We start from the raw sequence: 21,245 nt of genomic DNA, 5'->3' as shown, positions 1-21,245 counted from the left end.
TTTATACATGAATGAACTATGGAGCAACATATGATACCAAATTACAGAGATAGTAAGTTTCAGTGCCCTCATTGCAATACTGTTGCGACTCAAGAATGGTTTGATGCTGATGACGTTGGAAGTACAACGATCAATATTATTAATCATCTGTATCTTAACTACAGATCAAGTATTGAGAGTTTTTATCAAAAACCCATTATTCAATTTTTAAATGTGATTGATAATGAACTGCAAAAAAACCTTTATCAATTTTGTCCTAAAGGCTTTTCAGTGGCAAGCTGTTCTTCATGTGAAGAATTTACATTATGGGTAAATGAAGAAATTATCTATCCTAAGAAAACCACAGTTCCATTACCTAACGAAGATTTAGATGAAGATATCAAAGCTCTTTATATTGAAGCTTCCAATATCTTAATAGATTCACCAAAAGGTTCTACTGCTCTCTTGCGATTAGCCCTTCAAAAACTTCTTAAGCAAATAGGTGGAAGTGGAAAAAATATTAATAAAGATATTAAGGATTTGGTAGCTGATAATTTAAGCATTCAAATGCAACAAGCTTTAGATTTATTAAGAGTCGTGGGTAATAATGCAGTTCATCCTGGTCAGATAGATTTAGATGATAATATTGAGATCGCTCGCAAGTTATTCGATATTTTAAATTATATTGCTTATGAATTAATTACAAAACCAAGAGAGCTAGATAGTTTATATGCAGACCTAATTCCCCCTGATACTCAGGAACATATTAAGCAAAGAGATAAGCAAAAATAAGTTATCGATTTTAAAACTTTAAACCACCACTAGAACACATACTTATCACAGTGTTGCGATGTCGTGTGTGGCTCCAGTCACGCATAATCTTGAAGTGTTATAGCCAATAGAGGTACCCATTATGCAAGAACTTCAAAATACAACGAACGACATCGTATCAGCTATCAAGCAGTTCACTCGATCGATCGATTCTAGCAACGATTATAGAGGAGATATGTCCTCACTGATTCAAGTAACTTCAAATCTGAAGTTGATAAATTTAGATTATTGGGAGCGGCTCATTCGTAGCGAACTTGATACCAATTTGCACTTTGCTACTCGTTCAAAATGGCAGCTTTGGTTTAAACCAAACGTGAAATTAACTTGGTTAGGTATCGTTAATGGAGATGGATATAAGCGAGAAAAGAGTTTACTCGCGCTATCAGGTGGCGCACCAAATGCTTTCTTTTTTGCTTTAGTTGTGCGCAGGTTAAATGACTGGGTACCACAAGTTCGTAAAGCTGCAATTAAGATACTTCCGTCATTGCTCAGAAGTACGAAACCTGAATACGTTGCTGAAGTACTGTGCATGCTTCTACTTAATTGGCATTCGTGGGGCAAAATTGAAGAAGCTGACAATCAAATATTTTTAGATATGATTGCCACAGAGGAAATGGCCCTACTGCTTAAATCTCATTTAATATCCTCTACATCAGGACCAATGCCATCGTTACTTTCACAAATTGGTCGTGCAGATATTCTCGATAACTATCTCGACGAAGTTGCTAGCGATGCTGTCCAACCTTACGTTAGATCAAAAGCGTATCGCAGCCTATTTGAAAGTCGTATGACGTGGGTTAAAGGACGAGAATGGCAATGGATTGATAAAGCATATGGTAAAAGAAAGCTGATACCCATTATTGCTGAAAGGAAAATTGACGTGCAACCGCCTTTTCTGGAACTATTAAATAGAGCAGCTGCTGATCGCTCTCCTATTGTAAGACAAGTTTCAGCAGAATTTCTTATAAGAAATATTGAGAAACTAGGCATTCAATCTAGAATTTTTGCAGAAAAATTTGCAGCTGACAAATCTGCTAACGTAGTAGAGCAAGGTAAATTTGTCTTAAGAAAGCTGGATGAAAAAGCTTTAGACAATAATATAAACAATTAATCAAACCAAAAAAGGACACCTCATCGTGTCCTTTTTTCTTCCAAACTCTCAATAGCTAGAGACTAACTTTCCACGCCAACCTCTTAAACTCTATGCTTTACATCCGCATAGACACAATAGATAAGCTTATCCTAAAATAATTATACGTAACCGCTCTACTCATTGTCTTTGCACACTGGTAATGTCTGGATCGTTAATTAAAAATCATCAGTCAAAATGCAATATAAGCACTCTGATATTTATCCACCATAATAGAGAGAATAATAATGACAACACTAAATAATAAAGTCGCGATTGTAACCGGTTCATCAAAAGGCATCGGCGCACAGATAGCCATATTGCTCGCATCAGCAGGGGCTAAAACCGTTATCAATTACGCAAATGATGACGCAGCAGCCAATGATATCGTCAACCAAATTAAATCGGCAGGCGGTGAAGCCATCGCTGTGCAAGCAGATGTTAGTAATGCCAAGCAAGTCGAAGCAATGTTTGATGCCACTATTGATGCGTTTAGCAAGCCAGATATTTTGGTCAATAGCGCAGGCGTGATTATCTGCAAGCCTATCGCAGAGACGACCGATGAGGATTTTGACCGTATATTTGCTATCAATGTAAAAGGCACGTTTAATACATTGCGTGAGGCAGCAGCCAAACTTAATGATGGTGGTCGTATCGTCAATCTCTCAAGTACGACCACTCGCATGATGCTGCCCACTTATGGCACCTATTGCGCGACCAAAGGTGCGGTAGATCAGCTAACCAGAATATTCTCTAAAGAGGTTGGCACGCGAGGAATCACTGTCAATGCAGTGTCTCCCGGCCCTACCGATACTGAGCTGTTCCACGAAGGTAAAGCAGATGACACGGTAGAAAACCTCGCTAGCATGTCACCGTTTAACCGTATCGGTGAGCCAGTCGACATCGCCCGTGTGGTGGCATTTTTGGTGAGCGAAGAAGCCACTTGGGTCACTGGGCAAAATATCGGTGCTAACGGCGGTATAGCTTAATAGCGTTATTGTATTGACGGTATGTATATTAATACCAAAAACAGAACGACCAAACAAAAAAAAAGGACACCTCACGGTGTCCTTTTTTATCAATCAAATACTTAGCAGTTAAAGATTACTCTTCAACGCCAGCATCTTGACCTTTATATTTTGCGTTTGCGTAGTCCCAGTTCACTAGCTTGTCTAGGAAAGTATCTACATAGTCAGGACGACGGTTACGGTAATCAACATAGTACGCATGTTCCCACACATCACAAGTCAATACAGCGACTTGGCCGTTCGCTAGTGGTGTACCAGCGTTAGGGGTTTTAGCGATAGACAGTTTGCCACCGACTTTATCAGCGACTAGCCATGCCCAACCTGAACCGAACTGAGTCAATGCTGCGTTTTTGAACTCTTCACGGAACTTGTCATAGCTACCGAAATCTTCTTCGATTTTCGCTTTTAGATCGCCAGTAGGTTCGCCGCCGCCGTTTGTTGGCGTCATGCAGTTCCAGTAGAACGTGTGGTTCCATACTTGAGCTGCTTGATTGAACATACCTTGCTTGCTGTCATCGTTAGCAGTCGCTAGGATGATTTCTGGCAACGTTTTGTCTTCTAGACCAGAACCTGGTAGCAATTCGTTAAGCTTAGTCACGTATGCATTGTGATGCTTATCGTGATGATACTCTAGCGTCTCGGCGCTGATATGTGGCTCTAGTGCGTCTTTTGCGTATGGTAGTTCTGGCAATGTAATGTTTGACATAGTTATTTTATCCTTGCTGTTTAGCCGTTAGTTTATAAAACTGATTATAGAAACTGAATTTTACGCTATTTTTACACCGCAAAAAACACTATAAAATAACGGACTAAATTGGCTGAGTTTATTGTTTGAAATGAATATTATTGCTTGATACAGGGTACTGCTCAATACAATATCACGTATTATTATGAATCCAAAATGAACCTAGCGGTTGCTGCTTGCTATTATTCTTTGCTTAAAAGCCAAGTGTTTGACTTCATAAGCATTTATTAATTAAATATTCAAAAGTTACAGGATATAACTCGCTGTAGCTTGGCGAGTATTATAGCAACAATGACCAAAAGTATCAGTTACCAAATGTTATAGATCGTACAATCAGTATAGCCATTGGCTATGTATTAGCGGATAGCCCAGCCGATAGCCCAAGCTACCTCACAGACATCAATGACTACTGCAAATATGACGGTTAGCTAGATTTATAGCCATAGTAAAAGACACTAAAAATAAAAGCTAGATTAAACAGACTTCATATAACCATCTAACGGAAAGACACTATGACCAACACAAGCACAATCGACACTCCCCTACACTCGACACAACCAACGCCGAATAGTGAATGGGTACTCGCCAGTAATAACAAAGGAAAATTGGCTGAGTTTAAGCGGCTATTTGCTGAAGCGAATCTAGAAGTGACCATCATCCCGCAAGGTCAGCTCGATATCGAAGATGCCATCGAGGATGGCTTGAGCTTCGTCGAAAACGCTATTATTAAAGCGCGTCATGCCAGCCGTATTAGCGGACTGCCTGCTATCGCTGACGACTCAGGACTGTGTGTGCCTGCACTCGGTAACGCACCGGGGATTTACTCTGCTCGCTATGCTGGTGAGCATGGTAACGATAGTAAAAATAATGCCAAGCTCATGGCTGACTTGCAGCCTATCCGCGAAGCGAAGCCAGATACTCCTGTTAAAGGTATGTTTGTTTGCGTACTGGCGATGGTGCGTCATGCCGATGACCCATTACCGATTATTGCTCAAGGATTGTGGCATGGCGAGATTTCAGAGACAGCGCATGGTGATGGTGGCTTTGGTTATGATCCATTATTTTGGTTACCTGACTTGCAAGCCAGTGCGGCTAGTCTGAGCGCTGCTAATAAAAACAGTATCAGTCATCGTGGTCAGGCCATTCAGCAGCTATTGGCGCAACTGCCTTTATAAGCAACTATAGTCAAGTCTATATAAATCCGCTACATCGTCATCCTCGCTAAGCATACTAATGTATAACTTGCACTCGGTTTCCTTGTATCGAAATTATATTGAACTGACTATATATAAATGGGCTTGCATTGTATTTGGTCTACTTTAAACCAATACGGTTAGACTCTATACAGTTAAGCTCAACACCGCATCAATCACATAAGTATGAATGGTAGGTGAAGTGAACCTAATGCGGCAATTTTTGAGCGAACAAACGGCAAACAGATAATTTTTACTTTAATAATCAGATAGATTATACTGTTCTACTTTTAAAAATTTTGTCGAAAACCGTTATATGTCTGTATAATTCACCAAAAAGCGTTATTATGCGGTGCATTAACGGTTTATTATTGATATTTGATAGCATTTACAACCTCAGCAGTTTTATATTTTGTGCTGGCAGCGATTGCTACTGACACTGATATGGACGTTGCGGGCTATCATTATCCCCTATTTATTCCAACGGCAATCCGTTGTACACGCCCGTATTTTGAGGCTCGGTTTGTCTATTACCATTTAATCCTAAGTACTGCTTAATTTTAAGTACTATCTAATCCTAAAGGTGTAATTAACATGGCTACAGATTTACAAGTCACAACCAACAAGCTATCTAACAAAGAAACCCAATTGACAGTTAAAGTACCTGTCGAAAAAATTCAAAACAAAGTCGAAGGCCGTATTCGCCAAGTTGCGAAAACTGCCAAGATTGACGGTTTCCGTAAAGGTAACGTCCCTATGTCACACATCCGCTCTCAGTACGGTGCTGGCATTCAACAAGAAGTTATCAACGATGTGATCCGTGATACCGTTTTTGAAGCGATCAAATCTGAAGACATCCGCGCTGTTGGCATGCCTAACATCGACGACGTAAAACTTGAAGATGATTTCTTGGTTTATCAAGCGACTGTTGAAATCTTCCCAGAAGTAGACGTACAAGGTATCGATGAAATCGAAGTTGAGCGTCATACTGCCAAGGTTGATGAAGCTGACGTTGACACCATGATCGAAAACCTACAAAAGCAACGTGAAGAATTCGTTGAGAAAAAAGGCATGGCTGCGAAAGACAACCAAGTGACTTTTGACTTTGAAGGTTCTATCGACGGCGAAAAATTCGAAGGCGGCTCTGCTGAAGACTTCAAACTAGTCATCGGTAGCAACCAAATGATTCCTGGCTTTGAAGCTGGTATCAAAGGTATGAAAGCTGGCGACGAAAAAATCATCGAAGTGACTTTCCCAGAAGATTACCAAGCTGAAAACTTAGCGGGTAAAGAAGCTCAGTTCAAAATCAACGTAAAACTGGTTGAAAAATCTAAGCTACCTGAAATCGACGATGCGTTCCTTGAGCTATTCGGCGTAAAAGAAGGCGGCGTTGAAAAACTAAAAGACGACGTACGTAAAAACATGGAACGCGAAATCAAAAACGCTGCGCGTAGCCAAGTTAAGCAAGCAACTTTTGATGCATTGCTAGAAAAGAATGAGTTTGACGTACCAAACGCGATGCTAGAGCAAGAAATCGAGCGTCAACGCAACATGATGATGCAACGTTTTTCTCAGCAGTTCGGTGCCAATGCTGATAGCTTCGATAAAGACATGCTGCCAAATGAGCTATTTGAAGAGCAAGCACTACGTGCTGCCCGTCTTGGCATCATCGTTGCCCGTGTTATCGATACCAAAGGCTTAGAAGTAGATCAAGCACGCGTTGAGACGTTCATCAAAGAAGCGGCTGAAAACTACGAAGATCCAGCAGAAGTGATCGAGTACTACACCACTGATAAGCAACAGCGCGCTAACATTGAGTCTGTTGTACTAGAAGACCAAGTGGTTGATTATCTAATCGAGCAAGGTAAAGTAACTGACAAAGAAGTTAGCTACCAAGACTTGCTAGCTGCTCAGCAACAACAGCAGCAAGCCATGTAGTCTAGACTGAGCGCTATCTGTTTTAATTAGATAGCGCTCACGTTTTTGGCTCATAAAAATACGGCCCCGATCATCGATTGGGGCCGTATTTTTATGGGTAAATATAATGAACTCAGTGAATAGCTAAATCATGTAATAGAAACTGATACTCTATAGTTGATTCAATTTAAAAGAGATACAAGGCAACCGAGTGCAGATGTATATGTGATACCTCAAGCGAGGTTAACGCTGTAGCTCTTTTATAGAGGATTGACTATATTTAGGTTAAAACAGGAATGAACACTACCCCTAAACCTAGCATAACCAACCCACGTTGGAACCAAAAGTGACCGCCGAGACGCTGTTGCAACTGCTGATTAATCACCATACCAACCGCATAGAGTCCTAACATAGACATCATCATACCAGCATAAAAACCTAACTGACCTGATACGCCGATCTGTGCTGGCAATTCCATCGCATGTGCCATACCGTGAAATACTGCCAAGCCGCCGAAAATCATGCTCAGTAACGGTACATCACTTTTAGTTGTCGTACTCGCTACTGATGTATTCAATGATGCAGCTTTTCCGCGCCATTGTCCCATTAACACAAATGCTAATACTGCAACTGACAATAGTATCGCCATCTCGACCATGCCAGCGGCCGAACCAAACGCAGCCCCACCTACCAACGCACCGACAGTCGCTAATACCGCTCCTAGTGATAGTCCTCCTGCCAATGACATCATACCCAAGCGCTGCTTTTGTAATCCATAAAACAACATACCCATACCGACTGCTAAAAACAAATGATCAAAGCCAGTCAGCGGATGCATCAGCCCTGCTTGCAACGTGCCTAACAGCGATGACGTGTGTGCAGTCGTTGTATGAATATGTCCTGCATGTGCCTGAGCCAATGACGGTAGCATCAATGAGGTCATCATCACCGTTGAGCCAGCCACTATGTTACGAGCGGATAGAGCCTGTGAAAAATGCGTTTTTATTGTTGTTATTTGATTGGTAGAGGCTGTCATGGGAGTGCTCCTTAATATTGATAATTTGGTTGTTCATAGCTTGTAGGTCATAGTTCGCGAGCTTCTATTAACTAAGCAAGCATGCCCTGCTCTTTGATAAAGGCGATAATCTCATTTAGCCCATCACCCGTTTTCATGTTGCTAAAGATAAAAGGTTTGTCACCGCGCATTTTTTTGGCATCTCTTGCCATGACTTCTAGTGAGGCACCTACCATAGGCGCAAGATCAGTCTTATTAATAATCAATAAGTCAGACTTGGTAATTCCCGGCCCACCTTTACGAGGTATCTTATCGCCTGCTGAAACATCAATAACGTATAGGGTCAAATCAGACAGCTCTGGGCTAAATGTCGCCGCCAAATTATCACCACCTGACTCGATGATAATCATCTCTAAATCTTCAAAGGTCGCTTGCAGCTCGGCAATAGCAGTCAGATTAATCGACGCATCTTCGCGGATTGCCGTATGCGGACAGCCACCTGTTTCTACGCCACGAATACGCTCAGCAGGCATGGCATCATTACGAGTCAAAAACTCTGAATCTTCTTTGGTATAGATATCATTGGTCACGACTGCCATGTTAACCGTGTCGCGCATGTTTTGGCACAAACGCAACGTCAATGCAGTCTTACCACTACCAACAGGCCCACCAATGCCAAGGCGTAAGCATGACAATCCAGATGGCTGATTTTGGTGGTCGTTATCAGTCTGTAAGTTTGATATAGATTTAGAGTTTTGTGGTTTGAGAGGAGTTAGAGACATATTAAATTCCTAAAACAGTTTGTATATTAATAAGTATAAATTGAAATAAAGGTATAGTTATGAGCGAAACAACCGACTGTATTGCTCCTCATGCATGCTTGAGAGGATAGCCAAATTGGGCAAGTTATTCGATATATTGAGTATTTCATAGAAGTCTTGGCATAGTTGCTGACAGTCTTGCTCTTCAAGCGAATCTGACGATACCATTAATGTATCAAAAGCATGCTGTATGTTAGTGCTAACGGCATCCATCTGCGCCGCCAACTCACTCTGTAATTGCCACAGGATACGCTGACCTGCCATCTGTCCTAACGGTACTGTCTTGACCGCAGCCAATACCATGTTTTCTAGTTGGGCGAAGCCATACGTGGTCATTGACTGTGCCAATGGTAGCTGCCAGTGCTGTGCAATATGAGCAAAAAGTGGTAAGTATCCGTCTTCAGGTATCTCAGCAGGTATACCGAGGCTAAGTACTTCATTGAGCCAAGATACCATTGCTTGAGCCAGTTGCTGAGACTCAAGCACAAACTCTTTACTCTCTAAGCCAGCATGATAATCGTGTGCTAGATTTGCAGCTAGCGTGTCATTACCTTGACCAAGTGCGAGCATTATTAGCCCTAATATAGGCAGCTCGTAGCCGATAACAGCAAGCGCTAGATAGTCCTGCATGAATACAAGCGTGCTGGCTTCATCAGAGACCACGCCTGACTCAATCGCTGACTCAACACCTTGCGAATACGTATAGCTACCAATGGGTAAGTTGCTCGATGCCAGCATCAGCAGCTGTCCAAGTTGGTCCGGCTGAGTAGACTGTGCACTGGTATCAACCATCACTTTGGCTGCCCTACAGACTCATCATGATGGTTATGGTTATGGTTATGGTTGTGAGCGTGACCATGCTTATGACTGTGTGAATGGCTATGCGAGTCACTACTTGAATCCGCATGCGCATGTGAGTGAGAATGGCTATGTGAATGCCCTTGCCCCGACTGATATGCCCCTGTTTCAGGTTCAAACGGTACCGAAGCATCTTCAACCCGCAATCCAAGACGCTCTAACATTTGCGCAAGCACATGGTCGTTTTCAAAATATAACGCGTAGCCTGCATCACCGTGGTCAACACTAAGGTCAAACATCAGTGGCACGTGCCGATTGCCTAAATGATATGCGCCTTTCATCAACGTAAAAACATCACCAGCGGTAACTTTAGTGACGACCTGAGGCTTGGCAATGACTTGAATCAACTCACCTGCCTCATTAATTAGCACGTCATTACCTTTAAGAGTACCTGTTCGAGGCAAGTCAACACCAACGCTCTCACCTGCAACCGTAGTGGCTTTAAATCGAGAATGCTGGCGAGTATCAAAATCTAAAAGTAGGTAGTCGTCAGTCTGATGCTGTTTTTCTAATTGTGTTTTTTGAGCGTCATTTGGGGCTTTTAAACGGGTATTAAATATCTTCATCATTATTATACTCTGGCTGTTGTTGCTCAAACTTTTAAGGCGTAAAACTCACAATATTTAGAATAATAAAACACTTGGAATAACAAAGTTTTTAGCATAAAAAGTGCTTAGAATAAAAAGTAACGCTGCGCCATAGGTAATACATCGACAGGCTCACAGGTTAGCATCTCGCCATCGGCACGTACTTCATAAGTCTCAGGATTGATGTCCATATCAGGGCAGTAACTATTGAAGCGCATGTCACTTTTACGGATATTACGAATACCATGTACTGGCTCGATAACTTTGGTCAATCCGAGCTGCTTATCCACTTGCTTGTCAATAGCCGCTTGCGACATAAAAGTAATGCTGGTTTGGGCAACCGATTTTGGATAAGTAGCAAACATAGGACGATAATGTACGGGCTGCGGGGTGGGAATAGAGGCATTAATATCGCCCATCGGCACAGCAGCGATGAGTCCACCTTTGATGATGCATTCAGGCTTTACCCCAAAAAATTTGGGCGACCATAGCACCATATCAGCCCATTTCCCCACTTCGATAGAGCCAACCATCTCGCTGATACCATGAGTAATTGCAGGATTGATGGTGTATTTTGCGATATAGCGTTTGATACGAAAGTTATCGTTGTCCTCACTGCGGTCATAGTCTGTCAAAGTGATACGCTGGTCTTGATGCTCTATATCTGCTGTCGCATCTGGAGCAAGATGCCCACGTTGGACTTTCATTTTATGCGCGGTCTGCCACGTACGAATAACAACCTCACCCACTCGCCCCATGGCTTGCGAATCACTACTCATCATCGAAATCGCGCCCAAATCATGCAAGATATCTTCTGCGGCGATGGTCTCTTGGCGAATACGACTTTCAGCGAAGGCCACATCTTCAGCAATAGCAGGGCTTAGGTGATGGCACACCATCAGCATATCGAGATGCTCGTCAATGGTATTAACGGTATATGGGCGCGTTGGATTGGTCGAAGATGGCAAAACATGCGACTCGCCAATGGCTTTAAGAATATCAGGGGCATGACCACCGCCTGCGCCTTCAGTATGAAAAGTATGGATACAGCGATTCTTGAATGCTGCCAGCGTACTTTCGAGATAACCACTTTCATTTAAGGTATCGGTATGGATCGCCACTTGCACATCATAATCTTCAGCGACACTCAAACAGTTATCAATGGCTTGCGGCGTCGTGCCCCAATCTTCATGTAGCTTTAGCCCTACGGCACCCGCTTCGATTTGTTCTGCGATGGGTTCTGGTACACTCACATTTCCTTTGCCCAGTAATCCGATATTCATGGGAATACTATCGGTAGACTTTAGCATTGAAGCAATATGATACGCCCCTGGTGTACAGGTAGTGGCGAGCGTACCTTGTGCAGGTCCTGTCCCGCCACCAAGCATCGTGGTAACCCCTGACATGAGCGCCGTCTCGCACTGCTGGGGCGCGATGAAGTGAATGTGGCTATCGACCCCACCTGCTGTTAGAATTTTTCCTTCACCAGCTATAATCTCAGTAGCACCACCAATTGCAATATCGATAGCTGGCTGAATATCAGGGTTGCCCGCTTTGCCAATGCCGCTAATGCGACCATCCTTGATACCGATATCTGCTTTATAGATACCCGTATAATCCACAACCAATGCATTGGTAATGACCGTATCAGCAACATCAGTGCCTAGCAACTGTCCTTGACCCATCCCATCACGGATGACTTTACCGCCACCAAACTTAACTTCCTCGCCTTTGATTTCAATAGGCTTGCTGCTACTTTCACCACTTTGCGACGTATTCGCTTGATCAATAGCAGTATCTTTATGACTGGTTAAATCAGCCTCAACCTGTAGCCACAATTCAGTGTCGGCTAGGCGAACCTTGTCACCTGTCGTCGGGCCAAAATGCTCAGCATAAATATGCCGACTGACCTTCTTCTGCGAGGTAACTGGCGGATTTTTATTATCAGTATTGTCTAATGCTGTGTCTGAGCTAGCGGCACCCATTACACGCCCAGCGAAGCCATATACTTCCTGCTTGCCAGCATAAGCGACCAGTTCCACTTCACGTGACTGCCCCGGCTCAAATCGCACTGCTGTACCAGGGATAATATTCAGGCGATAACCACGCGTCTGCTCTCTCTCAAAACTCAAGGCATCATTAACCTCATAGAAGTGATAATGTGAGCCGATTTGAATAGGTCGATCGCCCGTATTGGCGACACTGATGCATTGTACCTGCCGTCCTTGGTTTAAGATGATATCGCCATCTTGGATATGGTATTCGCCTGCTTGCATGGGAGTCGCCTTATTTTATAATTATCAGTTTAATAAGATAGTCGATTCAATTTAAAAGTAGTACAAGGCAACCGAGCGTAGATGTATATCTAATACTTCAAGCGAAGGTAACGCAGTAATAATTTTATAGTGGAATGACTATGTGCGTGCTACACGATGGGATTATGTACCGTAACCAGCTTGGTACCATCAGGGAACGTCGCCTCGATTTGTACTTCATCCACCATCTCTGCCACACCTTCCATCACATCATCAACAGACAGATAGGTGGCGCCTTCACTCATTAATTCGGCCACTCTTTTGCCATCTCTTGCGCCTTCCATCAATAGCATGCTGATATAAGCGATGGCTTCGGGATAATTCAGTTTCACGCCTCGGTTTTTACGGCGTTCAGCCACCATGCCAGCCGTGAATAGCATGAGCTTGTCTTTTTCTGTCGGGGTCAAATGCATGGAACTTCCTTATTGTATTTATAATGTTCTGTGTCGCAGAGTAGCGTACTTCAAACGTTTAATACCTTAACCAAAATGGCGATTGTGTCTTTTTATATCAGAGTAACGTCATAATAAATTAAGTAGAATACAGCACTAAATCAGGTGTCCCAAATCCGTGGACGACACGGTTCAAGCTGCCACCAGTGCTTACGTAAGACTTCTCTCAGCTGATAAAACGCTTCAAAACAGCCACGCACATCTGTGCCTATATATCGGATATTAATCGCTTGATAATTATGGGTGCAATAGACAGGTAGATCCGCTTCAGCGATTGCTTGCCGTAAAGTCAGTATCGTACTGTCCAAATAACGGGTTAGTGCTTGCTTGGTCGTCGCTTGCGCAGTCTCTGTCGTTTCTCGTGCTTTTGATGACGGTAAAGGCTTTTGATGTACGTCACTTAAACTTGGCACCGCCCAAAACGACCCATAGATATGCTGCCCTGCTATCCCTAAACGCGATGTAAACCAGCGGCTTTGTGCTGACTGTGCCACACGTTCAGCAACGATGACTTTGCTTTCACGGTAGATATTCAGCCCTGTATGGTAATACCCTTGCAAAAACTGCTCATCATATGCCTGCCGTCCGAAAACACTAATCTCCCATGTCATGAGACTCGATGAATCCTTTAGATCAAAGCAACTCGTCGCATGCATATTGGCTTCGTTATAAATAATACTCTCTTGCGGCAACCATTCTAGGCGAGCATCTGTATCTAATGTGGCGTATATCTTTTGGCTAGCGTATTCAGCCATGTCGTTTGGCACTGAGCTTACTTGGCTAGTATCATCACTATGCACACTATCCTGATTCACTGGCATGGTTTTATCACAAGCACTCTGCATAGGCGACTGTCGATGCGAGGTTTTGCTTTTTTGGCTGACACTGTCTTTGCCATACCATTTACCCGCCCCTGGTGTCGTAATGACAGAATGACTGTCGCTATCTAAACGCAGGTTTATGGTCAACGTGTCACCACCTGCGATACCTGCTGGAGGATATAGCATTAAGATATGACAGATACCCTGCTGCACACGCGGCTCAGGGTATAAAGGGCGCTGTACCATCAAAGCGCCAGTATGCTTACGATGATAAAGCCGAGTTTTTGACTCAGCTGTGGCTACACCGTTAATAGTATTCGTACGTTTTACGCTGTCAAAATCTAACGCTAAAGAAGAGGCCCAGCTCATTTTATATACTCATCTACTAATTAGGGCGTGTTGAACATCAAATATAACACACGATTGTGATGCTAAGAGGTCGAGCATTCAGCCGATCATACAAAACCCGGTGGTATAGTCATTCCACTATAAAAGAGAAAGCAACGATGCCAACAGTCAAAATGCCAAAAGCTTATGCAGCTGGCTACATCCAGCAACGACGTCACTCCATATATACAATCATTATGCCAACTTACTGACACTGGCTATCAGAGCAAGCAGTCGATACTATGCAAATGAATGATATTGCTTGGTTTTTGAACACTGAAATTTTTGGTTATATTGTCCACCTCATTTTCACGATGTCTCAAATAGATATCAATCATTTTTATTTTTTTGGCATGCTCTAATTTGCACCAAAATTGTACAATTTGCTATCATAAATGCACCATTTTTTATCATCATATTTCTTTTTAATGTAGCACCATATTCATAAATAATGAGACACCTGTAATCCATACAGAGGTAGTCTGTCTGCTATCTTTATGGAGGGTTTATAGGCAAGCCCCTTGATAAATGTATACAAACACCTTATTAATAGGGAGTCATTTATTATTTTTCACATTAAAAAGTTACTATTGCCACGATAAAAAAGTTACCATTAGCTCAATTATTTTTAGCGACATCTAGATCGTAGCATGGCATCTAGTCAGTGTTAACAACAAGCGGTAGTATTTATCATGATAAGCACCCATAAAATCTTAACCGTTCGCTAATTCCAATCCCTTTATTTTATGTACTTATAAACAGGACATCTTTATGACAGATTATGATCGCATCACTGCCAACCCGCATTTTGATATGCTGATGAGTGCGCACAATGACATGCAATATACCCAAAGTGCACCTCAAGCTGCATTAGTGCCTATGGTGGTTGAACAATCATCACGCGGTGAACGCTCGTTTGATATTTTTTCACGTCTATTACGTGAGCGCGTTATCTTTTTGACCGGTCAAGTCGAAGACAATATGGCCAATCTCATCGTCGCACAGTTACTATTCTTAGAAGCTGAAAACCCTGACAAAGATATCCACCTATATATCAACTCACCAGGCGGTTCAGTGAGTGCTGGTTTGGCTATTTTTGACACGATGAATTTCATCAAGCCTGAAGTATCAACTATTTGTATGGGCGGTGCTTACAGCATGGGTTCATTCTTGTTGGCAGCTGGCCAAAAAGGCAAGCGTTATTCACTTGCGAATGCTCGTGTGATGATTCACCAGCCTTCAGGTGGCGCGCAAGGTCAAGCAACAGATATCGAAATTAATGCTCGTGAAATCCTGAAAACTCGTGCACGTTTGAACAAAATATTGGCTGAGCGTACGGGTCAACCAGTAGAAAAAATCGAAAAAGACGTTGAGCGTGATTATTGGTTGGATGCAGACGAAGCAAAAGAATATGGTTTGGTTGACGAAGTATTAGAGCGCCGCCCTACTTCTTTATAATTAGCATATAACAGCCTTGATAAGCATCAATTACCTGAGCGCGATGCGTTTTGGCATTGATGCAAACAATCAAAATATTTGTAAGTTTTAAAATTTTAGGAGCGCCTTTTATGGCAGAAGACAATACCCCGCAGTGCTCGTTTTGTGGCAAAGCCAAAAGCGATGTGCAGCAGCTGATTGCCGCTGATGATGCCAATATCTGTAATGAATGCATTGAGCTATGTACCGATCTAATCGCTGACAGTGCCGAAGACGGCGATGATGACAGCGAAATCGATACCTCTTGGGTCAATAAAAAGCTACCAACGCCTAAAGAGCTGCGTGCCAAGCTTGATGAATATGTCATCGGTCAAGACGCTGCCAAAAAAGCATTGGCTGTTGCCGTTTATAACCATTATAAGCGTCTAAAAGTTAGCCAAACACTGGCCAATGACAGCAAAAAATCTAAGATTGGTGCTGATGATGCCATGGTTGAACTGGCAAAAAGCAACATCTTGCTCATAGGCCCAACAGGTTCAGGTAAGACACTACTGGCACAAACCTTAGCGCGTCTACTTGATGTGCCGTTTGCCATGGCTGATGCCACGACCTTGACTGAAGCAGGTTATGTCGGCGAAGACGTTGAAAACATCGTACAGAAGCTACTTCAAGCGTCTGATTATGATGTAGCAAAAGCCGAGCAAGGTATCATCTATATCGATGAAATCGACAAAATCAGTAAAAAAGGCGACAACCCATCGATTACCCGTGATGTGTCAGGTGAAGGCGTGCAGCAAGCATTGCTAAAGCTTATCGAAGGTACCGTGGCTGCTATCCCTCCACACGGTGGTCGTAAGCATCCACAGCAAGAACTGATTCAAGTCGATACCAGCAATATTCTTATCATCGTTGGTGGTGCGTTTGCTGGTCTTGATGCGGTCATTCAGCAGCGTACTGAAAAAGGTGGTATCGGTTTCAACGCCGATGTCAGCTCAAAAGACGATAGCCGTCGTAGCTCAGATTTGTTACAGCAAGTTGAGCCAGAAGATTTGATCAAATTTGGTCTTATCCCTGAGCTGATTGGTCGTCTACCTGTACTTGCTGCACTACAAGAGCTTGACGAAGAAGCATTGGTACAAATCCTGACTGAACCTAAGAACGCACTGGTAAAACAGTATAAGTACTTGTTCGATATGGAAGGCGCTGAGATTAACTTTACTCAAGAAGCACTTGATGCTATTGCCAAAAAAGCCATGGAGCGTAAAACGGGTGCACGTGGTCTACGTTCTATCGTAGAGAATGCATTGCTTGAAACCATGTATGAGCTGCCTTCTATGGAAAACGCTAAGACCGTCATGGTTGATGCAGACGTCATCAATGAAGGTAAAACGCCTGAAATCTCTTAATGTATGGTATCGTTCAGTTAATATCGCTAGTTATACTTAATTAGCCATTAATACAAAAAAGCGTCTGGCAAATTTTGCTAGACGCTTTTTTTATGTTTACTACAACGCAATATACTTCGAAATGAGGGTGGCATTTATCAAACTTAATCAGTAGCAGCTCTAATCATATTTCTAAACGGTTTTAACGTGGCTAATCTTAACTTCTAAAAATACCATTACGGCAATTTCATATCACCATCTAACAACCAACCCATACGGCGCATCATGTAAGCAACCATGCCAGCAATGACAGCAGGTAATACAAACATCAATAAAATAATTGCTGTCCATAACTGACCTGTGCTCATAATTTCTTGTGACGCTTCAATGACCCCAAACACACCGACTAAACCAGCAGTGCCCATACCTGCCCCTGTAGCAGTACAGGCCAGCCCGAAACCGACGGTTGCGATAGGACCAACGATAGCACTGGCGACAACGGCTGGCAGTAGAATCAGTGGCTTTTTTAGGACATTAGGAATTTGCAACATACTAGTACCCAAACCCTGAGATATCACACCGCTTACACCGTTGTCTTTGAAACTAGCAACCGCAAAGCCAATCATATGTGCTGCACAGCCGACTACTGCCGCACCGCCAGCCACACCGCCTAGCCCAATAGCAATACAAATAGCCGCGCTTGAAGTGGGCATGGTCAGCAAGATACCGACCACGACTGCGATGACAATACCCATTAATAGAGGCTGTAACTCAGTGGCTGCTTGGATACCTTGACCAATAGCCGCAACAGCAGCAACGATAGGTGGATTCAGTAGCGCACAAACGGCTAATGCAACGGCACAGACCAATAAAGGGATTAACAAGATATCCAGCTTGGTCTTGCCAGCGACCCAAGTACCAGCACGATAAGCAAACACGGAGGTCAAATATGCACCTATCGGATTGCCAGGCAATGCTACAAATGTCGCAGGTCCACCCACTTGCGGGGTAAAAAGTGTACCTGCCATCAAAGCTTCAGAATGTGCGCCCAGCATACCTGCCACCAAGCAACTTAGCATGACTAGCGTTGGCGCTTTAAGATAGTAGGCAATGCCCACACCGATACCAGCCCCCATCAATATCGATGCTAGCTTACCGACGGCAACCAACGCAGGCAGATCTAGCCAGCCACCAATTTGTGAAATGATAAGGCCCGCTATCAATGTGACAAAGAGACCTAAAGCCATACCAGTAAAAGCATCGATAAAATACTTCTGAAAAAAGGATTTAATGACGCCAGTAGATGCAGGTATTGAGTCCGATACAGTCATAGCCATACTCGTTGAGGAAGTAATGATAAGATATAATAAAACCACAAAGTAAAATAGCGTTACTAAAAATAAGAGACAAAAAAAGCGTCATTACGACGCTTTTTTATGAATAAATCATTAAAACCTATACAGCAACTCAATCTAACGGCGTTGTTCAACGATGATAGAATCAATACCGTTATTCTGTAGGCGCTGCTGAGCAGTCGTCACTGCTTGACGATTACTCATCGGCCGTGAGATCACTTGATAGATAGGCTCCCCATTACCCGTTGTACTCTTGGCGACCCTAGCATCTACACCAGCCATCAATACCTGTGCGCGACGGCGATCCGCTTCATCTGCATCGCCAAAGCTGTTTATCTGCAAAATGTAAGTTGCAGCAGGCTTGGCAGCTTGAACACTAGCAGTACCTGCACCACTTGCACGATTGGTTGCATTACTGGTGCTATTGGTAGGTGCTGAGCCATCATAGGTCGCATCTTCTTCAACGATCACGATATCATCACTAGCAGCATTACCACGGCTAGGTTCGATCACGGTATTCTCAGTAATGCCAACAGTACCAGTATCTTCATTGCTGGTCGCTGAAGCACCATTAGGCTGAGTGACAACGATATCAGGCTCAAAGGCTTCGATACCACCGATGCTCTCATTATTTATTTCACCAAAATCTTCATCAGGGATGGTCGCCATCTCTTGATTGGGTAAAATATCATAAAACTCATAATCGCTATTATCGGTATCAGTCTCGACTCGTTGCTGCACCTGACGATCGGGATCATTGTCGGCACTGCTACCAGCAGGACTGAAGTTAAATAATGGTGAGAGGTATATAAACACACCGATCATCAATGTCAGTACTGCTCCGACAAACATCCATAACAAGCCTGATACGCTACTTGTTTTGCGCTTTTCAGTCGCACCTTTAGGTTTTTTGGCTAGCATGGATCTGGTTCTCCCTACTGAATCTATCTATCATAATCACATTATTGTTATCAATCGTCTATACTCATAATACTACATATTATAAAGTTGCTGCATGTTAGAAGCTTACTACTTATTAGCAAGCGACTACATGCTAGACGGTGCAGACAATCCTAATAAACCAAGCCCATTGGACAAGACCTGTCGCACGGCTTTAGACAAACGCAGACGTGCTTGCATCAAATCCATCTCTTCCTGACTTGGTGTCTCACCTGAGGTCAAGCTCACTGGCAAGATACGGTTGCTGTCATACCAACCATGAAACAGTGCTGCCAACTCTTTTAGGTAGTTGGTCAATACATGCGGCTCATAGCCTGTCGCTGCACGTAACAGTGTCGCAGGATATCCTGCGAGCAATTTAATCAGCTCATCTTCATTGGGTGCACTAAGCAGATTTTGATGCGTCAAACCAACGGCATCATCTACCGTCAAATCATAGGTTGCCAGTTTTTCTAGTACACGGCAAACACGGGCATGCGCATACTGAATGTAATATACTTGATTGTCTTTGCTTTGTGATTTGGCAAGCTCTAAGTCAAAGTCAACATGCACTTCAGGCTTACGTGCGACATAGTAGAATCTCGCAGCATCATTGCCAACTTCTGCACGCAGTTCGCGTAAAGTGACGAACTGACCAGAGCGCGATGACATTTGTACTTTTTCACTGCCGCGCCATAATGCGACAAACTGTACGAGCACTACATCTAAACGTTCTGCATCGATACCCAATGCTGTTAACGCTGCTTTTACACGTGGGACATAACCATGATGGTCGGCGCCCCAAACGTTAATGACTTTGTCAAAACCACGATCGAACTTGTTTTTATGATACGCAATATCAGAGGCAAAATACGTTGACTGACCATTAGCACGGCGTACCACACGGTCTTTTTCATCACCAAAATCGGTCGATTTAAACCAGATATTGCCATCTTTTTCGTACAAGTAACCTTTGTCATCTAATATCTGTAGTACTGGCTCAATCTCGCTATCGATAGAGCGCTCGCTAAACCAGCACTCATAGCTAACACCAAAGTCATTTAAGTCGTCTTTGATATCAGCCAAAATACTGCTCAATGCCGCATTCAAAAACAGCTCATAGCCATCACCAAGCAAGGCTTTGCTATTGGCAATCAATCCATCAATGTGTGCTTCTTTATCGCCTGACAATAGAACTTTTTCGCCGTCTGCATTGATCTCAAACTGAGCATCTTCTGCGACATCTTTGGCAACGTCTGCAAAGCTATGCACATAGCTATCAGCATGTTGCGTTTTTAAAGTCTGGGCAATATCACTGACATAGTCGCCTTGATAGGCATTGACAGGAAAGGTCACTTGCTCGCCATTTGCTTCTAAATAACGCAGATACGTACTGGTCGCTAGAATATCCATTTGACGGCCAGCGTCATTGACATAATATTCACGCGTGACGTCATAGCCAATCGCTTCTAACAGATTAGACACGCTCATGCCAAATGCAGCACCGCGCCCGTGACCGACGTGCAAGCTAGACGTTGGATTGGCAGAGACGAACTCAACTTGGATTTTTTGCCCTTCAAACTGATCGCTTAAACCAAAACGGTCTTGTAAGGTAAAAATATCGTCCAATACCGCAAATTTGGCTTCAGCGTTTAAAAAGACATTGATAAACCCTGGCCCTGCGATTTCTACTTGGCGAATGTCTTGGTTTTCGGGTAGCGCATTGACGATTTTTTCGGCAAGCTGGCGTGGGTTGGCCTTGGCAGCTTTGGCAGCAGTCAGCGCGATATTACTGGCAAAATCACCATGACTAAGGTCTTTAGTACGGGTGATTTGGCTATTGTTTTGCCAGTCAGTAGGCAGTGTGCCGTCGGCTTGTAAGGTATAAATAGCATCGTTGAATAGTGATGCAAGTGTATCAATTTGGGCTTGTGACATAGGGATTTGAACTCAATTAAATAAACAACAAAAACGATGTGAAAATGTGACGAGTGCAAGCAGTCAATAACTGCTTATTATAATAGCGACCGACATTGCAGGGGATAAAATAA

General features: G+C 43.2%; 18 protein-coding genes. 7 read left to right on the top strand and 11 right to left on the bottom strand.

Annotated features, from left to right (window positions below):
• Window positions 1-18: 18 nt before the first annotated feature.
• From JMW61_RS05765 to JMW61_RS05755, 3 genes are all read left to right on the top strand, one after another.
• Window positions 19-771 (top strand): DUF4145 domain-containing protein, encoded by a 753-nt coding sequence (locus tag JMW61_RS05765; protein ID WP_227687366.1) that lies wholly within the window; start codon window positions 19-21, stop codon window positions 769-771.
• A 121-nt stretch (window positions 772-892) separates the two neighbouring features.
• Window positions 893-1,921, top strand: coding sequence for a hypothetical protein (locus JMW61_RS05760; RefSeq protein ID WP_201549908.1), 1,029 nt, complete (start codon window positions 893-895; stop codon window positions 1,919-1,921).
• Window positions 1,922-2,187: 266 nt separating this feature from the next.
• Window positions 2,188-2,928 (top strand): SDR family oxidoreductase, encoded by a 741-nt coding sequence (locus JMW61_RS05755; RefSeq protein WP_201549907.1) that lies wholly within the window; start codon window positions 2,188-2,190, stop codon window positions 2,926-2,928.
• Window positions 2,929-3,043: 115 nt separating this feature from the next.
• Here the strand turns inward: JMW61_RS05755 and JMW61_RS05750 are convergent, their stop codons facing one another.
• Window positions 3,044-3,673 carry a superoxide dismutase gene (locus JMW61_RS05750; protein WP_201549906.1) on the bottom strand — a complete coding sequence of 210 codons (630 nt, stop codon included), beginning with the start codon at window positions 3,671-3,673 and terminating at the stop codon, window positions 3,044-3,046.
• Window positions 3,674-4,224: 551 nt separating this feature from the next.
• Between JMW61_RS05750 and rdgB the strand changes: the two genes are divergently transcribed.
• Window positions 4,225-4,887 (top strand): RdgB/HAM1 family non-canonical purine NTP pyrophosphatase, encoded by a 663-nt coding sequence (gene rdgB / locus JMW61_RS05745; RefSeq protein WP_227687365.1) that lies wholly within the window; start codon window positions 4,225-4,227, stop codon window positions 4,885-4,887.
• 612 nt (window positions 4,888-5,499) lie between these two features.
• The gene (gene tig / locus JMW61_RS05740; protein ID WP_110924162.1) at window positions 5,500-6,843 is read left to right on the top strand and encodes a trigger factor; all 1,344 of its coding nucleotides are present in this window, start codon (window positions 5,500-5,502) and stop codon (window positions 6,841-6,843) included.
• A 259-nt stretch (window positions 6,844-7,102) separates the two neighbouring features.
• Here the strand turns inward: tig and JMW61_RS05735 are convergent, their stop codons facing one another.
• The 7 genes from JMW61_RS05735 to JMW61_RS05705 form a co-directional block, all read right to left on the bottom strand.
• Window positions 7,103-7,858 carry a HupE/UreJ family protein gene (locus JMW61_RS05735; protein WP_201549905.1) on the bottom strand — a complete coding sequence of 252 codons (756 nt, stop codon included), beginning with the start codon at window positions 7,856-7,858 and terminating at the stop codon, window positions 7,103-7,105.
• Between the two features lie 71 nt (window positions 7,859-7,929).
• Window positions 7,930-8,619, bottom strand: a complete 690-nt coding sequence (ureG, locus tag JMW61_RS05730) for an urease accessory protein UreG (RefSeq protein ID WP_197102528.1) — start codon at window positions 8,617-8,619, stop codon at window positions 7,930-7,932.
• A 57-nt stretch (window positions 8,620-8,676) separates the two neighbouring features.
• Window positions 8,677-9,450 carry an urease accessory protein UreF gene (locus JMW61_RS05725; protein WP_197102530.1) on the bottom strand — a complete coding sequence of 258 codons (774 nt, stop codon included), beginning with the start codon at window positions 9,448-9,450 and terminating at the stop codon, window positions 8,677-8,679.
• Window positions 9,450-10,082: an urease accessory protein UreE gene (gene ureE / locus JMW61_RS05720; RefSeq protein ID WP_201550374.1), complete on the bottom strand. Its 633-nt coding sequence runs from the start codon at window positions 10,080-10,082 to the stop codon at window positions 9,450-9,452. Before ureE ends, JMW61_RS05725 begins: the two co-directional genes overlap by 1 nt.
• A 107-nt stretch (window positions 10,083-10,189) precedes the next feature.
• Window positions 10,190-12,379, bottom strand: a complete 2,190-nt coding sequence (gene ureC / locus JMW61_RS05715; protein ID WP_201549904.1) for an urease subunit alpha — start codon at window positions 12,377-12,379, stop codon at window positions 10,190-10,192.
• A 149-nt stretch (window positions 12,380-12,528) separates the two neighbouring features.
• Complete coding sequence (gene ureA / locus JMW61_RS05710; RefSeq protein ID WP_194365240.1) at window positions 12,529-12,831, bottom strand: urease subunit gamma; 303 nt, start codon at window positions 12,829-12,831, stop codon at window positions 12,529-12,531.
• Window positions 12,832-12,971: 140 nt separating this feature from the next.
• Window positions 12,972-14,060, bottom strand: a complete 1,089-nt coding sequence (locus JMW61_RS05705; RefSeq protein ID WP_201549903.1) for an urease accessory protein UreD — start codon at window positions 14,058-14,060, stop codon at window positions 12,972-12,974.
• Between the two features lie 855 nt (window positions 14,061-14,915).
• Between JMW61_RS05705 and clpP the strand changes: the two genes are divergently transcribed.
• Window positions 14,916-15,536, top strand: coding sequence for an ATP-dependent Clp endopeptidase proteolytic subunit ClpP (gene clpP / locus JMW61_RS05700; RefSeq protein ID WP_197102574.1), 621 nt, complete (start codon window positions 14,916-14,918; stop codon window positions 15,534-15,536).
• 110 nt (window positions 15,537-15,646) lie between these two features.
• The gene (gene clpX, locus JMW61_RS05695; RefSeq protein ID WP_194198226.1) at window positions 15,647-16,921 is read left to right on the top strand and encodes an ATP-dependent protease ATP-binding subunit ClpX; all 1,275 of its coding nucleotides are present in this window, start codon (window positions 15,647-15,649) and stop codon (window positions 16,919-16,921) included.
• 215 nt (window positions 16,922-17,136) lie between these two features.
• Here the strand turns inward: clpX and JMW61_RS05690 are convergent, their stop codons facing one another.
• The 3 genes from JMW61_RS05690 to argS all read right to left on the bottom strand — a co-directional run bounded on the left by JMW61_RS05690 (window position 17,137) and on the right by argS (window position 21,132).
• Window positions 17,137-18,231, bottom strand: a complete 1,095-nt coding sequence (locus JMW61_RS05690) for a PTS transporter subunit IIC (RefSeq protein ID WP_227687363.1) — start codon at window positions 18,229-18,231, stop codon at window positions 17,137-17,139.
• A 141-nt stretch (window positions 18,232-18,372) separates the two neighbouring features.
• Window positions 18,373-19,176 (bottom strand): SPOR domain-containing protein, encoded by an 804-nt coding sequence (locus JMW61_RS05685; protein WP_201549901.1) that lies wholly within the window; start codon window positions 19,174-19,176, stop codon window positions 18,373-18,375.
• A gap of 126 nt (window positions 19,177-19,302) precedes the next feature.
• Window positions 19,303-21,132, bottom strand: a complete 1,830-nt coding sequence (gene argS / locus JMW61_RS05680; RefSeq protein WP_201549900.1) for an arginine--tRNA ligase — start codon at window positions 21,130-21,132, stop codon at window positions 19,303-19,305.
• Window positions 21,133-21,245 lie beyond the last annotated feature (113 nt).

This window comes from Psychrobacter fjordensis, from assembly GCF_904845995.1.
In the GTDB taxonomy this organism is placed as follows: domain Bacteria; phylum Pseudomonadota; class Gammaproteobacteria; order Pseudomonadales; family Moraxellaceae; genus Psychrobacter; species Psychrobacter fjordensis.
This window is presented reverse-complemented; position numbering and strand designations above follow the sequence as displayed.

What these genes read in the sequence shown, in the direction of transcription:
- JMW61_RS05765 (WP_227687366.1), top strand. Translation starts at nt 19, where the DNA reads ATGGAGCAACATATGATACCAAATTACAGAGATAGTAAGTTTCAGTGC.
- JMW61_RS05760 (WP_201549908.1), top strand. Translation starts at nt 893, where the DNA reads ATGCAAGAACTTCAAAATACAACGAACGACATCGTATCAGCTATCAAG.
- JMW61_RS05755 (WP_201549907.1), top strand. Translation starts at nt 2,188, where the DNA reads ATGACAACACTAAATAATAAAGTCGCGATTGTAACCGGTTCATCAAAA.
- JMW61_RS05750 (WP_201549906.1), bottom strand. Translation starts at nt 3,673, where the DNA reads ATGTCAAACATTACATTGCCAGAACTACCATACGCAAAAGACGCACTA.
- rdgB (WP_227687365.1), top strand. Translation starts at nt 4,225, where the DNA reads ATGACCAACACAAGCACAATCGACACTCCCCTACACTCGACACAACCA.
- tig (WP_110924162.1), top strand. Translation starts at nt 5,500, where the DNA reads ATGGCTACAGATTTACAAGTCACAACCAACAAGCTATCTAACAAAGAA.
- JMW61_RS05735 (WP_201549905.1), bottom strand. Translation starts at nt 7,858, where the DNA reads ATGACAGCCTCTACCAATCAAATAACAACAATAAAAACGCATTTTTCA.
- ureG (WP_197102528.1), bottom strand. Translation starts at nt 8,619, where the DNA reads ATGTCTCTAACTCCTCTCAAACCACAAAACTCTAAATCTATATCAAAC.
- JMW61_RS05725 (WP_197102530.1), bottom strand. Translation starts at nt 9,450, where the DNA reads ATGGTTGATACCAGTGCACAGTCTACTCAGCCGGACCAACTTGGACAG.
- ureE (WP_201550374.1), bottom strand. Translation starts at nt 10,082, where the DNA reads ATGAAGATATTTAATACCCGTTTAAAAGCCCCAAATGACGCTCAAAAA.
- ureC (WP_201549904.1), bottom strand. Translation starts at nt 12,379, where the DNA reads ATGCAAGCAGGCGAATACCATATCCAAGATGGCGATATCATCTTAAAC.
- ureA (WP_194365240.1), bottom strand. Translation starts at nt 12,831, where the DNA reads ATGCATTTGACCCCGACAGAAAAAGACAAGCTCATGCTATTCACGGCT.
- JMW61_RS05705 (WP_201549903.1), bottom strand. Translation starts at nt 14,060, where the DNA reads ATGAGCTGGGCCTCTTCTTTAGCGTTAGATTTTGACAGCGTAAAACGT.
- clpP (WP_197102574.1), top strand. Translation starts at nt 14,916, where the DNA reads ATGCAATATACCCAAAGTGCACCTCAAGCTGCATTAGTGCCTATGGTG.
- clpX (WP_194198226.1), top strand. Translation starts at nt 15,647, where the DNA reads ATGGCAGAAGACAATACCCCGCAGTGCTCGTTTTGTGGCAAAGCCAAA.
- JMW61_RS05690 (WP_227687363.1), bottom strand. Translation starts at nt 18,231, where the DNA reads ATGACTGTATCGGACTCAATACCTGCATCTACTGGCGTCATTAAATCC.
- JMW61_RS05685 (WP_201549901.1), bottom strand. Translation starts at nt 19,176, where the DNA reads ATGCTAGCCAAAAAACCTAAAGGTGCGACTGAAAAGCGCAAAACAAGT.
- argS (WP_201549900.1), bottom strand. Translation starts at nt 21,132, where the DNA reads ATGTCACAAGCCCAAATTGATACACTTGCATCACTATTCAACGATGCT.